Origin of the sequence: Pseudoalteromonas sp. Ps84H-4 (assembly GCF_024124645.1) — a bacterium.
Lineage (GTDB): Bacteria > Pseudomonadota > Gammaproteobacteria > Enterobacterales > Alteromonadaceae > Pseudoalteromonas > Pseudoalteromonas lipolytica_C.
In genome coordinates this window covers 133,531-148,091 of the sequence record NZ_JAMXSK010000003.1, presented here as the reverse complement: position 1 = coordinate 148,091, position 14,561 = coordinate 133,531, and the positions used below count along the sequence as shown (strand labels likewise).

Below are 14,561 nucleotides of genomic sequence, written 5' to 3'. Positions count from 1 at the left end.
ACAGCCTTTTCGATGAAATCATTTTAAGCTTTTCAGCTATTTGGTCATCTATTCACAAAATATAGATATAAATGGCCATTACTGGCCATATTGGAGCACAATTATTCACATTATTTTTTCTGGTCAGTCCAGAGGAAGCTACCAATTGCAGGTAAAAGTAGTACTGCGCCCAGCATGTTAACCAAAAACATGAAGGTCAAAAGAATACCCATATCTACTTGGAACTTCAGATCAGAGAAAATCCATGTGCTAACACCAATGGCTAAGGTAATACCCGTGAACAGCACTGCACTGCCACGCTCTGCTAATGCATTGCGATAAGCCACTTCGAGTGCCACACCTTGTTTTAGCTGCCCCATCATTGATGACAGTATATAAATCCCATAATCAACACCAATACCAACACCTAAAGCGATAACTGGTAGTGTCGATACCGTTAAACCTATTTCAAGTTGTACCATCAAGGCTTGCGCTAAAGTTGATACGATATACAGAGGTAATACAACCGCAACCGTTGCCTTAACACTTCTAAAGCTAATTAAGCATAGCAGGATTACGGCGCCGTAAACGTAAAGCATCATAGGTAGCTGTGCAGCTGATACAGATTCGTTGGTTGCAGCCATTACACCCACAGGCCCTGATGCTAACTTAAACTTCAACTCATCCGTTTCTTCAGCCTTAGCAAACTCTTTAACCTTCGCTACTACATGGTCAATAGTTTCTGCTTTGTGGTCATTTAAGAAAATAATCACTGGCATTACAGAGCAGTTACCATCGAGTAAACCTGAGCTTGTTTCAACGCGTGAAGTAGCTTGCACTAAACTTGCCGTGTTGCGCGGCAGGCTTTGCCATTTTAAGTTGCCCTCGTTAAAGCCGGCATTCACAGATTGCGCAACTGAGCTTAAACTCACTGCTGATTGCACCCCTGCAACGTTTTCCATCTGCCATTGGAAACGACTAATACGCTCCATCACATCATGCTCAGTACAAGCAGCAGGATACGCTTCTACAATCACTTTTAGGATATCTGATGAAATGGTGTATTTATCAGAAATCAAAAAGGTGTCTTGGTTATAGCGGGCATCTTGGTGCAAAGATGGCGCACCTGCGTGTAAATCACCAATGCGCATTTTGTCAGCTTGCCAATAACCCACTGCAAATAATATCGCTGTAAGCATAATAATTAAACCGGCGGTTCTACGGTCCGTCGCTTTTACTAACAGTTCACGCAATTTATCTAAGAAATTCGGTTTGTCTGAGTGTGTTCCTGCTTGAATATGCACTGAGCCTTCAAAGCGCATATACGATGCCCACACTGGTAACAATACGAGGTTTGTGAAAATAATTACCGCCACACCTAAACTTGCTGTGATGGCAAGTTCACGAATAATACCAATATCAATGGTGAGTAAGGTTAAGAAGCCAATTGTGTCTGATAGCAGCGCGATTCCACCAGGGATCAAAAGTGCTCTAAAGCTTGCCTGACAACACACCCGGGTTGAGCTTCCTGACGTCACTTTTTTACCGATGTCATTGATCATTTGCACACCATGACTTACGCCAATCGCAAACACTAAAAACGGCACCAAAATTGACATAGGGTCTAAGCCAAAGCCCAAGGTTGATAACAAACCTAACTGCCAAACAACGGCAATGATTGAACAGGCAATCGGTAAAATTGTCAGTTTTAAAGAGTGGCAGAACAGCCAAACCATCACAAAGGTAAAAGCAATCGCGATTGCAAAAAATAACAGTACGCCTTTAGCACCCTCTGCTACATCCCCTGCCATCTTTGCAAAACCAATAATATGGATACTGACTTTATCAGTACTTAACGGTTCACGAACTTGTGTTTCTAGTTTTTCAGCAAAGGCTAATGTATCGAGTTTTTCTTGTGTTTGCGGATCAGTCTCGAGTAACTGGGCTGTTACCATTGCACACGAGTAGTCACTAGCGATCATACGGCCGACTACTTTTGCTTTTTCGATGTTTTCTTTTACAACTGCAAGACCACGTTTATCAGCTGTGAAGTTAGCCGGAATAATTGGACCACCAGCGAAGCCATCTTCAACAACTTCAACAAAACGTGCACTCGGTGCGAAAATTGAATTAACTAATGGACGGTTAACACCTGGAATAAAATAAAGCTGGTCATGAACTGCTTTTAGTTGGGTAAAAAATTCTTCATTGAAAATATCACCGTCTGCATCACACACCGAAATTAAAATACTATTTGCACCACCAAATTGCTTTTCGTGTTTGGTGTATACTTTCATGTATTCATGATTAAGAGGGATATTTTTATTAAACGAGGCGTCTAATTGAATTTGTGTTGCTTTGAATAATAAAAAACAGGTGATCAAAGCAAAGGAAATAATTGCGAACAAGCGATGACGAAATACCGCTCTTTCTAAAAAGTCTAATAAACCACGCATTACGGATTCAACTCCTTCACTTTAATGCCATTTTCTGAAGCCATAATTAGTTTGTCTTGAAACACAACACCGTCGAGCAATGATTTGCCATCGGCCATTTGCTCTTCTGATAATTGATCACCCTTAACATGAAAAATAACTCCACTATTGGCAAATAAAAGCCATTCGTTATTGTGGTTTATTGCGCTGTTGACGGTGGCATAATTAGTGTTTTGAATTGGTAACCACTGATCACTATTTGCTTGACGAGTAAATATATTGCCACGCAAACCTGCAACTAGGTCTTCACCACCCTGATCTGCAGTTGACGCAAACGTAAAGAAAGAGCCCATATAAATCTCTTCAAGACGTTGCCATGTTTGGCCATTATCGACACTTTCGGCCATTAGCCCCATTTCACCTGCTAAGATTAATCGGTCTTTAGTTTTCACTATACGATTAAAATGCGGCAAAATTGATGCGGTCTCAAGCTCATATCCTTCAGGATCTGTTTCTTTTAAATCATTCAAATAGTCGCGATCATCTTCAAATAACAAGCTATCTAAAAAACGTTTCTGCCATGTTTGGCCACCATCAGTGGTTTCAAAAAACATGCCGTATGCACCCACTGCATAACCATGGCTTTCAGATGTAAAAAGAATATCTAAACATGGTTTATCCATGTTTGGTAAAGATTGTTGTAACTGCCAAGTTTTAGCAGCATCCACGGTGTTGATAATAGTGGCATCGTGGCCACAAGCCCAGCCTAATTCGTCATTATAAAAATCAACCGCGGTGAGTAATACTTGTGTTGGTACACTGGCTTGCTGCCATGTTTGTGCGTCAGTACTAGTGATAACCACACCATGTTTACCAACAGCAACCAGTTTTTCACCGACCAATTCGATGTCAGTGAGTAGAGTTTTGTTTGCATTAACGGCACTAATCGCTTGTTGCGGTGTGGGCATGTCTTGAGAAAAACATGAAGCACTATAAGCAAGACAGGCATAAAGCAAATACTTCATAAAGATAAATCGCCTTCGAAAAGATAAAAAGAGAAGTCAAAAAAGCCACTGGGAAAACCAATTGCGTGTCTTGATGACTTACGCGAATTGCAAAAGGCACCTGAAGTCAGGTGCCTTAGATTGTTTAACGACCTTCGCGGCGTAAAGCGCTTGAAGTGAACTCGTTATCATTGAATGATTGTGAGAAATCATACATTTTTTCTTGGTTATCTAAACCAATTGCTAGGTAACGACGTGAGTTAAGGTCATGATAAACTTCTAACGTACTCCAATGAGTCGGTACTTCATAGTAGTTAAGACCATGTGCCATTGCTACACGATACATTTGGTCACGGTTATCATAAATATCCGTTACATGTACTTGCCAGCTATCTTCATCAATATAGAAAACACGTTTCTTATAAATATGACGCGTACCTTCTTTCAGGTTTGCTTCTACAACCCAAACACGGTGCTTTTCGTAACGAACATATTCAGGGTTAATGTGACCAGCTTGCAAGATATCATCATAGCTTAACTTATCGCTGTGAAGTTTATAGCTGTTATATGGAATATAAAGCTCTTGCTTACCTTTTAATGTCCAGTTGTAACGGTTAGGAGAACCGTTGAACATATCAAAGTCATCAGTGGTACGTAAGCTATCAGCCGCTGTTCCTGGTGCATCATATGCAACATTAGGTGCACGACGAACTCGACGCTGACCTGAGTTGTACGTCCATGCTTGGCGTGGCGTTAAGATTTGGTCCATAGTTTCATGAACTAATAACGCAGTACCTGCTAGACGAGCTGGCTCAGTTACTTTTTGCTTAAACTTAAACAAGATATTAGATTCTTGCAGTTTTTCTGGCGTTGCATCTGGTGATGAATATTCAACTAAAAGTTGCTCTTCAAAACCAACATAATTATATGAGCCTGACGCTGTTGGTGCTGCTTGACCACCAGAGCGTTCAATTGATAAACCACGGAAACGTAAAAGGTGATTCCAAATTGCTTCTAAACCATCTTTAGGAATTGGGAAAGGTACACCCACAGCTGTGTTTTTAATACCGTTACCACCTTCAACTAACTCGGCTGTCGTAGCGTATTTTTTAGTCGCATCATAAACAAACTGCGGATAAGACGCACTTCGACGCGTTGGATAAATGTTCATCTTAAACGTGTCTGGATAAGTGTTGAATAATTCAACCTGACCAGGGCTCAGGTACTCTTTATATTTATCAACGTTTGACTTATCGATGGTGAACAACACTTTATCATCAGCGAATGGGTCTGGGTGGTGCATGCCTGGTTTATAGTCTGCAGGAGGGGTTGTGATACCCCCCGTCCAAGCTGGAATAGAACCATCTTTGTTAGCTGCTTTTTCTGCGCCAATTGGCGTTAAGTCATTACCTAAACGTGCTGCTTCATCAGCAGTAATTTTTGCAAGTACACTAGAGCTTGCGAAAACGCTACAAAAAGCTGCAGCAATGAGGGTAGGTTTTCTAATAATCATAATTTACCCTTAGATTGAATATTTAATATTAAATGAAACATAATCGCGGTCAGAGAATGTATTCGTCGCGCCACCACCCCAGAAAGAGTTATAGCTAAAGTCGAATGACCACGCATTTTGATAGTTGAAGTTCATCGTTACACCGAGTGATTTACGGTCTTCAACAAATAAGAACATCGGATCAGGTGTAATACCATTCACATCATGTGAGAACACAAAACGTGGCGAGAAGTTAACACCGTTGAAAATGTTATAGTAATCACCTTTAGCGATTAAACGATAACCCCATGCCGATGCTGTTGGGAACGGATTCGTTTCAGGACCATTCGATAAACCCATATGAAGGGTTGAATAATCATCGCTCAGTGGCCCCTGCATAATGCCGCTTCGACCCGTACCAGCAACGTTTAAACGCAGCTCATCGTATTCAGGCATATTATTAATGCGCACACCACCGATTTCACCAACAACCGCCCAGCTGTCTGCACCTAATGATGGGCCAAATAGATGCGTTGCTGTAAATTGTAATTGTGCTGTGTTACGTAATATAAAGCCTTGCGCCACTTCACCAGGACCTACAACACTTGTAGCATCACCCAAACTCATTTGCGAAATACCCGCAAAGTCAGGTCGAATTCCAGCCACGGCTAGTTGTTCTGGCATACCCGCATAAAGAAGCTCTACGTCATCAATTTGTAGTGGCTCATCTTGACGGAATGCAAATTCACCAGCGAAAGCAGTCTCGCCTAATGATGTATTAAAGCTGATACCATAAAGCTTAATATCTTCAGGGTATTCTAATTGGCCTTTGGTGAATGCTTGTAAGCTAGTTACATTATCTTCAGTGATTTCTGTAGATAACAACATACCAATATCAGCCGCGATAGCACCAGCTGTAAAATTAGACACTTGACCAGAAATTACTGGGCGTCGGCTATGGTAATTGATGTGGTATAAAGCCACTTCAGTATCGTTTAATTCAGGTAAAAACATACCTAAACGTAAACCATATTGACCACCATCATCTGGCTCATTTTTACCCGCACTGCCCTTACCTTTAAGAGCTACTTTAGTCGGATAAGCTAAATACATTTGCGCCATCATAGCTTGACCTTGCGCAGATGTTGGATCAACACCTTGCGAACGCACAATATCGTCTAAGCTGTTTAAGCTTTCTGTTAAGAATGCTAAATCGATATCTGGGTTTGATGTAAAACCTAGTTGAATATTTTGCTGATAACCATTCTCTGACGCGAAATCGTTAGTCGAGAAGTACGTACCTGCAGCTGGAAGACGTGTTTCATGCCATTCATATTGGTAAAAGCCTTCCAGTGTTAAGTTATCTGTAATGCCAAGAGATGCCCAAAGCATACCCACAGGGATAAAGGCTTCTTTTAACTCAGCGCCTGGCGCTTTTAAACGATCGATATCAACTGGGTTAACGTTTATACCATGAGAAATCAAGGTACTTTCACCCCAGTTTACAACTTGCTGACCTAAGCGAATAGACAGAGGGTTACGACCTTCATTTAAATCGAAGTTTGCCCAAACGTACGCATCTAATAAACGTAAATCAGCACATACTTGTTCTTTAGTGTCATCATCGTCACATGGGTCTACTTTGTTACCTGATGTAGGATTGCTATATGCAAAATCGCCATCCATCAATGCAAAGTCGTAAAAATACATAAAGCGTGTAAAGAAACCATAGTTATCTTTACTAATTGATAACTCGTGGTTGCCCTTTAATAATTTTGAGAATGAATCGCCACTATCAAAATTTAAATTCCCTGCATCACCATTATTAGAGTAGGCACCAGGTTGGTTCCAAACATCCGCAGAAGAATAAATAGGATTTAACGCAGAATGATAACCCGTCCAATCAAATGAAGGATTATTACTTTTACCTATATGTTTAAAATCTCGGTCTTCAACACGAATGCTTTGACCATAAGAAAAGTTAGAGTCAAAACGTACGTCAAAGTCCCCTAACTCGAAGTTTGCTGCATGCAAAGATGTACTTGAGATTCCGAGTGTAGCCGCCGCGAGTCCCAAAGCTATTTTGTTTTTAACAAAAAGCGATCGTTTTATCATTGTGTTCATCCCCCTGTAACGGGTTGTTCTGTGATCAAATTGTTGTTTTTAGTATCTTTCTAACGATAGAAGCGAAACAATAAAAATACAATATAGAACGCGTTCAATCGGTTAATATTTATTTAAAAATGTGACGTTTACGTATTGGTAAGACGTCATACCAGATATTTTATACACGTAAATTAACAATAGAACAAATCGAATTAACAAAAATATAATAAAATTACTGTTTTGAAGAGCAAGAAAATAACTACAAATGAGGCTTTTTTACTGGGTACTGAGCAATAAAAAAGCAGCTATAGCTGCTTTTTAACTCACTTTCTCTAATTTTATAAACTGATTTTCATCGGTTAATGTTAGCCGAAAGCGCCCTCTTATTCCTAAAGAAGAAATGTGCGGGCGTAAATAACGAGCATCGAATCGTACGATTTTACCGCCGTCTTCTGTTACCTGAACAGACTTATATTTACCATGATAGTAATCAAGACATTCAGCATAACTAAGGTACAAAGCAAAATAGTATTCTCTCATTAGCTTTCAAGTGCTTTCTCAACCTTTTCAAATAAATCATCGCTTAACCCTTCTAAATTTGCTAAACGCATTAACTGCGCTTTTATAGCTGCTGAACGATTTTCGTCGTAACGTCGCCATGACATAAATGGGGTTAGCATTCGCGATGCATTTTGAGGGTTAATATCATTTAATTTAACTAATAAGTCACCCAAAAGTTCATAACCTTTACCATCTGCACGATGGAATTGGGTAATATTAAAATGACTAAAGCTGCCAACTAATGCCCGTACACGATTTGGGTTTCCAAAATCGAAGCTTGGATGATTATAAAGAGCTTTAATATCTTCAATACTGCTCGCTGTCTCTTTCATCGCTTGCAGTGCAAACCATTTATCCATCACAAGTACATCATGACGCCATTTTGCATCAAATTCATCAAGTAATGTGTCACACAATGGGTGGTTAGCTTTCACAACAGCACTTAATGCTGCCAATACATTCGTCATATTACTACTGTGAGCAGACTCATTAATTAAGCTATTTACTGAGTTGTGATTTGTTTTAGCTAAATAGTACAAGCAAACTTGTTTAAGAGCACGTATGGCTACAGCAGTTGCAGAGGTTGACCCATCATCCAACAGAGCGTTATAACAATTAACAAAAGAGTCAGCTAAACTGCTTGCAATTTGCGCTTCAAAGGTATTTTGCACTGCGATGATGTCATCCACAGGAATGATTGAGTATTCCGCGGCTAAAGTATCGTAACTGGGTAGTTTTAACAGTTCTGCAATTAGTGCAAGATCACCATCTCGCTCATCAATAAGTGTTTTAAGCGCATTAATTATTTCATCTGATAAGTTAGCATCACCAGATGCAACAGCTTGTTTCATCTCATTAGTAAATAAGCGTTGTTGAGCATCCCAGCGCGAAAAGTCACTACGGGCAAAACGCATAATATGTAAAAGATCAGCAGCAGAAGTGTTTTGATTAACAATGCATGGCGCAGAGAAGTCCTCTAACAGCACTGCGACTGGACGCTGTTTAATACCTTCAAAAACAAACTGCTGCGTTTTTTCAGTGACATTTAATACCGAATCTTGTGGCTGGTTATTAATCACAAGAGGTAGTGACTGCCCTACACTGTCTAAAAGCTCAATAGCAAACGGAATGTGCAATAAGGCATTGTCAGGTTGATTATCAGGAGCAAACTGTTCAATGCTCAGTGTGAAGGTATGCTTTTGTTCATCGTAAACTTGTTCTACATTAAGTTTTGGCGTACCAGCTTGACTATACCAACGCTTAAATTGCGTTAAATCGATACCTGATGCATCACTCATAGCAGCAACAAAATCATCACAGGTAACAGCTTGTCCGTCATGACGCTCAAAATACAATGACATACCTTGTTGGAACTTTTCTTCTCCCAGTAAGGTATGCATCATACGAATAACTTCAGCCCCTTTGTCATACACAGTAACCGTGTAAAAATTGTTCATTTCGATGACTTTTTCAGGGCGAATTGGGTGTGCCATAGGCCCCGCATCTTCACTAAATTGGTGCGTTCGCATTACTTTAACTGCATCAATTCGATTGAGTGCTCGCGACCCCATATCACTACTAAACTCTTGATCGCGGAAAACAGTCAATCCCTCTTTTAAAGACAATTGGAACCAATCACGACATGTAACTCGGTTTCCTGTCCAGTTGTGGAAGTACTCATGTCCGACTATGGATTCAATTGTATGGTAATCTTTATCTGTTGCTGTTTCTTGATTCGCCAGAACACATTTAGAGTTAAAGATATTTAAACCTTTATTTTCCATCGCGCCCATGTTGAAGAAATCAACAGCGACAATCATGTAAATATCTAAATCGTATTCAAGGTTAAAGCGCTCTTCATCCCATCGCATTGATTTTTTGAGAGATGTCATAGCATGAGGTGTTTTTGATAAATTTCCTTTATCAACAAATAACGCTAATTCAACATTGCGACCTGACTTGGTTGTATAATGATCACGTAGCACATCAAAGTCACCAGCGACTAATGCAAATAAGTAGCTAGGCTTTTTAAATGGGTCTTGCCATTTTACAAAGTGCCGACCGTCATCTAAGTTACCAGCCTCAATTTGGTTACCATTTGAGAGCAGGTGAGTATATTTTTTGTCAGCAATAATAGTCACATCAAAACTAGCAAGTACGTCTGGGCGGTCGAGGTAATAGGTAATTTTTCGAAAACCTTCGGCTTCACATTGCGTACAGTAAGCACCACCCGACAAATACAAACCTTCTAGTGAAGTATTCGTTTGCGGATCAATATGGTTTTCTATTTTCAGAATAAAGTTATCAGGTAGGTTATGAATGATTAGTTTTTCATCTTCGAGTGTATAATCATCATAGGCTTTATCATCAACCACTACTGAGATGAGCGTTAAATCAACACCATCAAGAGCAAGGTCCGAATTACTTTCATCAGTACGATTGATTGTCATTGTAGACTGTACTGACGTTTGTAAAGGCGCTAATTCGAAGCGTAAATCGATATGTTGAATTGAAAATTGAGGGGCTTGATAATCTTTTAAATATTGAGCTTGAGGTTTACTCGTAGCAGACATAACTGGCTCCAAAATGGCCCTGCAACTATACAGGGCCTAAGTTTATTATTCAGCGCTAGCTTCTTGTTTAACGTGTTTTGGGGTAATACGTAAAATCTTAATACCTAAATAGGCGTAAACAACCGCTAAGAATGGATTAATTAAATTAAAGAATGCATACATAGCGTAATCAAATGGATTTATTAATAAAACACTCTGCATGTAAGCACCACAGGTATTCCAAGGTATAAGTGGGCTTGTAATAGTACCGCCATCTTCTAATGTGCGAGATAAGTTAACTGGCTTCAAACCGCGCTTTTCGTACTCGTCTTTAAACATTCGACCAGGAACAACAATCGCAATATATTGGTCAGCTGCTACCGCATTGGTACCAATACAGGTTGCGATAGTGGCAGTAATAAGCGAGCCTGTGCTTTTTGCTATTTTTAAAATGCTCTTTACGAACATATCAAGTAAACCGGTTTTTTCCATAATAGCGCCGAACATCAAGGCTGTCATAATCAGCCAAGTTGTTGTTAGCATGCCTGCCATACCGCCACCACTTAATAGTGAGTCCATTTTTTCATCGCCAGTATCGATACTGAAACCGTCGAAGAAGGTTGTCCAAACTAGTTTAAAATAGCCAATCGCGTGGCCTTGTGATGCATCAATTTGGCTATTTATTAAATCTGATTGAAATAACATCGCCCAAATCGCACCTAATACTGCCCCGATAGAAATCGCAGGAAATGCTGGCATCTTACGGATTGCTAAGAAAAGTAATACAGCTAATGGCACTAGCATCTCAAAGCCAATATTGAAGTTTTGCTCTAATAAGTTAACGATTTCATCAATACGACCAGCTTCTGTCGAACCACCTGCATTAAAGCCCATAAAAATAAAAATAATTAACGCAATAATAAAGCTTGGCACTGTTGTCCAGAGCATATGATGAATATGTTCAAATAAATCAGCTCCCGCAACAGCCGGTGCCAAATTAGTGGTTTCTGATAATGGACTTAACTTATCACCAAAGTAAGCACCAGAAATAACCGCACCCGCAGTAACAACTTGTTCAAGGCCAAGGCCTGTTGCGACACCAAGCAGTGCAACACCAATGGTCGCAGCTGTAGTCCATGAGCTACCGATACTCATCGCAACAATGCCACAAATTAAGCAACTTGCTGCGTAAAACCAGCTTGGATTAATGATCTGTAAACCATAGTAAATTAAAGTTGGTACAGTGCCTGAAAGTAGCCAAGTACCAATTAAAGCACCGACCATCAAAAGAATGATGATTGCACCAAGAGACAAAGTGATCCCTTCTATCATGGCTTGTTCTAGTTTCTTCCAGGTATAACCATTTTTTAAGCCAATTAATGCGGCAGTAAAGGTGGCAAATAATAATGCGATTTGATTTGGACCCGATGATGAGTTATCACCGAATAAGTAAACTGCTGCACCTAGCAGGCAAACCAGCACTGAAATTGGGATCAGGGCGTCCAAAAAGCTGGCCTGTTTAACAGGTTTATCTTCAACTGAATTCAAAAGATAGTCTCCTACACGTCTTATATGGCGTGTTTAATTATTATTGTTCATAAGCCTCAAACCCTTATAGTTTAAGGCTATCAGATTTTTCATTATAACAAGATGACCTGTTTTAGGTAGCAAAAAAGGCGCCTAAGCGCCTTTTTATTGAACAATTTTGCTAAAAAATTGCTAATTATTTTTTCGCGATACGACCATATTTAATATAGTCCTGAGTGATCAGAGCCGCTTCTTCTAAGAATGGGTCTAAATCATCAAGCACATCAGGTAAGTCGTCTAGTTTCTCAACTGGCTTTTCACCCAGACGAACCAAACGTTCATTCGCACGCTCTAATGCACGCTCTTCACCTTCGTCTTTCTCTTTTAAGCGGTCAGCTTCAACTAGTGAGATAGTCTTACGGTCTTTCTCTTCTTGATAGCGCTTAATGTCATCAAACACATAGCCAAACTCAGGTTCACTTGCAATACGTGCATCATGAAGCTTATTAACGTAAGAGATAGCTGGTTTTAGGTTATCAACTGAGTTGTATTTAGCACGGATGATGCTGTCCCAAGGTAGTGCATTATCTTGCTGGCTTTCGCCCCACTCTGCAGGATCGATAGCTGAAGGGAAAGATACGTCTGGTATCACGCCTTTGTGCTGTGTACTGCCGCCATTGATACGGTAGAATTTTGCAATCGTATATTGCACGCTACCTAATGGATGATCATATAAATCGTAAGCACGGCCAAGCGGTTTATGCTGCTGTACAGTGCCTTTACCAAATGTTTGCTCACCAATCACAATTGCACGACCATAATCTTGCATTGCCGCAGCAAAAATTTCTGAGGCAGAGGCACTATAACGGTCAACTAATACCGTTAATGGGCCATCATAAAAAGTCACACCATCACGGTCTTTTTGCTCTTCAATACGATTATTTAGTGTATGGATTTGAACGACCGGGCCTTGATCTATAAATAAACCAGAAAGTTGTGTCGCTTCATATAAAGAACCACCACCATTTTGACGTAAGTCGATGATAATACCATCAACTTTAGCTTCTTTTAATTTAGCAAGCTCAACTTTTACATCTTGTGATAGGTTATTGTAAAAGCCTGGTATTTCAATCACACCGATTTTACTGGTTAAATCTGAATACTTTGCTTCAAACACATTTGATTTGGCAGCACGGTCTTCTAAGCGAATTTTATCACGGGTTATTTCAACCACTTTAGGTGTGCCGTGAGCATCTGCACCTTTTAAGTATTGCAGACGAACTTTGGTGCCTTTTGGACCTTTTATAAGCTCAACAACATCATCTAAGCGCCAACCGATAACATCAACAAAGTCTTCACCTTCTTGGGCAACACCAATAATACGGTCATCAGCTTTAATTTGCTCTGACTTATCTGCTGGACCACCCGGTACTAGGCTACGTATTACTGTGTAATCTTCATCATAACTAAGGACTGCACCGATACCTTCTAACTCAAGGTCCATATCCATCTTGAATTGTTCAGCACGTCGTGGAGATAAATAAGAAGTATGCGCTTCGATGCTTCGTGCAAACGAGTTCATTACAATTTGAAACGCATCTTCACTATTTGTTTGTACTAAGCGTTTTTGCGCATTGTGGTAACGCTTGGTTAAAACATCTTTAATGCCTTGCCAATCTTTACCTGTCATTTTTAAGCGTAACGCATCATATTTAACTCGTTGACGCCATAACTCATCTAACTCAGCCTGAGTTGTTGCCCAACTCGCGTCCTCGCGGTCGAACATGTATTCATCTTCTTTATCAAAAGTCATTTCTTTATCAAGTAATGACAATGAATAATCATAACGCTCAAAACGTCGTTTTAAGCTTAAGTTAAAAATATCAAAAGCAAACCCAAGCTTCCCTGTCGAAAGTGCATTATCAAACTGGTCTTTATATTGCGAGAATGATGCAATATCTGAAGCTAAAAAAACACTTTTGTTGAAATCAAGGGATTCGATGTAACGATCAAAAACTTGCTCAGATAATTCGTCGTTAAAACGAATAGGTTTGTAGTGTGCACGAGTAAATAAGTTTGTCACCCGTTTACTAGCCGTACTATGCTGGCTTTCTTGCTTAAGAATAGGCAAATCTTCAACAGTAAGATTGTCTGTAGATGCCAATAATGAACCTGAAAACAGGGCAGCGACTAACGGAATGAGCGTAAACTTATTACTCATACACAACTCCTTAATTTTTTACAGCTATTAAATGATATACAGGCTGTCTGCTTTGGTCTTAACTTGCATCCCTGTTACTAACTCAACATGAACCTCATCTTTGTTCACTTCAGTAATAACCGCATTAACAAGTGCTTGGCCAAGTTTAACTTTAACTTTGCTATTTACCTTGACCTCAGAGGCAGGTAAAGGTTCAACTTTTCCAGAACGTTTTGCAGGTGCAGCTTTTGCAGGCTTATTGCTAACTTTAGCGCCTTTTTCAGCTGATTTTGCATGATGACCCGTATTCTTTTTGTAAGATTTTGTGTCACCGTCTTTACGAGGACGCTGCTGCTTTTTGCGTTTAGCCATTTTTGCACGGCTTTCTTCTAACGCTTTTTGTGCATGTTCAACGTGTTCTTGTTCCACTTTTTCGTCTTGATTACCATCAAGATCGATACGAAACTCAGATTTAGTTACTGCTTCTAAATAACGCCAATTAGAGGTGTATTTTCTTAGCGCTTGACGAACCTGAGTTTTACTTACTTTCTCAGAACCTTCAATGCGCTCAGCGATATCTTTAAAAATACCTACTTTTAGCGGTTGAATGCCGTCTTTTTGTTTAAAACATTGTGGAAATTCTTGGTATAAGAAATCCAGTACTTCATTAATATCTTTTAGCTTGTTTGTGGTTTCCATGTTAGA

The 14,561-nt window shown here is 39.8% G+C and carries 9 protein-coding genes; all 9 read right to left on the bottom strand.

The window, feature by feature from the left end:
• Nucleotides 1-110: 110 nt before the first annotated feature.
• Complete coding sequence (locus tag NH454_RS05365; RefSeq protein WP_253038427.1) at nt 111-2,435, bottom strand: MMPL family transporter; 2,325 nt, start codon at nt 2,433-2,435, stop codon at nt 111-113.
• Entirely contained in the window at nt 2,435-3,439 is a 1,005-nt protein-coding gene (locus NH454_RS05360; RefSeq protein WP_199526430.1) for a YCF48-related protein, read from the bottom strand. Before NH454_RS05360 ends, NH454_RS05365 begins: the two co-directional genes overlap by 1 nt.
• 124 nt (nt 3,440-3,563) lie before the next feature.
• Nucleotides 3,564-4,928: a DUF1329 domain-containing protein gene (locus NH454_RS05355; protein ID WP_135926279.1), complete on the bottom strand. Its 1,365-nt coding sequence runs from the start codon at nt 4,926-4,928 to the stop codon at nt 3,564-3,566.
• A gap of 12 nt (nt 4,929-4,940) precedes the next feature.
• On the bottom strand, nt 4,941-7,025 hold the full coding sequence (locus NH454_RS05350; RefSeq protein ID WP_135924806.1) for a DUF1302 domain-containing protein: 2,085 nt from the start codon (nt 7,023-7,025) through the stop codon (nt 4,941-4,943).
• Between the two features lie 309 nt (nt 7,026-7,334).
• A complete protein-coding gene (locus tag NH454_RS05345; RefSeq protein WP_135924807.1) occupies nt 7,335-7,556 on the bottom strand; it encodes a DUF2835 family protein in 222 nt (73 codons plus the stop codon).
• A complete protein-coding gene (gene pepN, locus NH454_RS05340) occupies nt 7,556-10,150 on the bottom strand; it encodes an aminopeptidase N (protein WP_253038425.1) in 2,595 nt (864 codons plus the stop codon). The genes NH454_RS05345 and pepN overlap by 1 nt, the downstream gene beginning before the upstream one ends.
• Nucleotides 10,151-10,195: 45 nt before the next feature.
• Nucleotides 10,196-11,677 (bottom strand): Na+/H+ antiporter NhaC, encoded by a 1,482-nt coding sequence (nhaC, locus tag NH454_RS05335; protein ID WP_135924812.1) that lies wholly within the window; start codon nt 11,675-11,677, stop codon nt 10,196-10,198.
• 175 nt (nt 11,678-11,852) lie between these two features.
• Nucleotides 11,853-13,877 (bottom strand): carboxy terminal-processing peptidase, encoded by a 2,025-nt coding sequence (prc, locus tag NH454_RS05330; protein WP_135924815.1) that lies wholly within the window; start codon nt 13,875-13,877, stop codon nt 11,853-11,855.
• Nucleotides 13,878-13,904: 27 nt separating this feature from the next.
• Nucleotides 13,905-14,555, bottom strand: a complete 651-nt coding sequence (gene proQ / locus NH454_RS05325) for an RNA chaperone ProQ (protein ID WP_138557580.1) — start codon at nt 14,553-14,555, stop codon at nt 13,905-13,907.
• Nucleotides 14,556-14,561 lie beyond the last annotated feature (6 nt).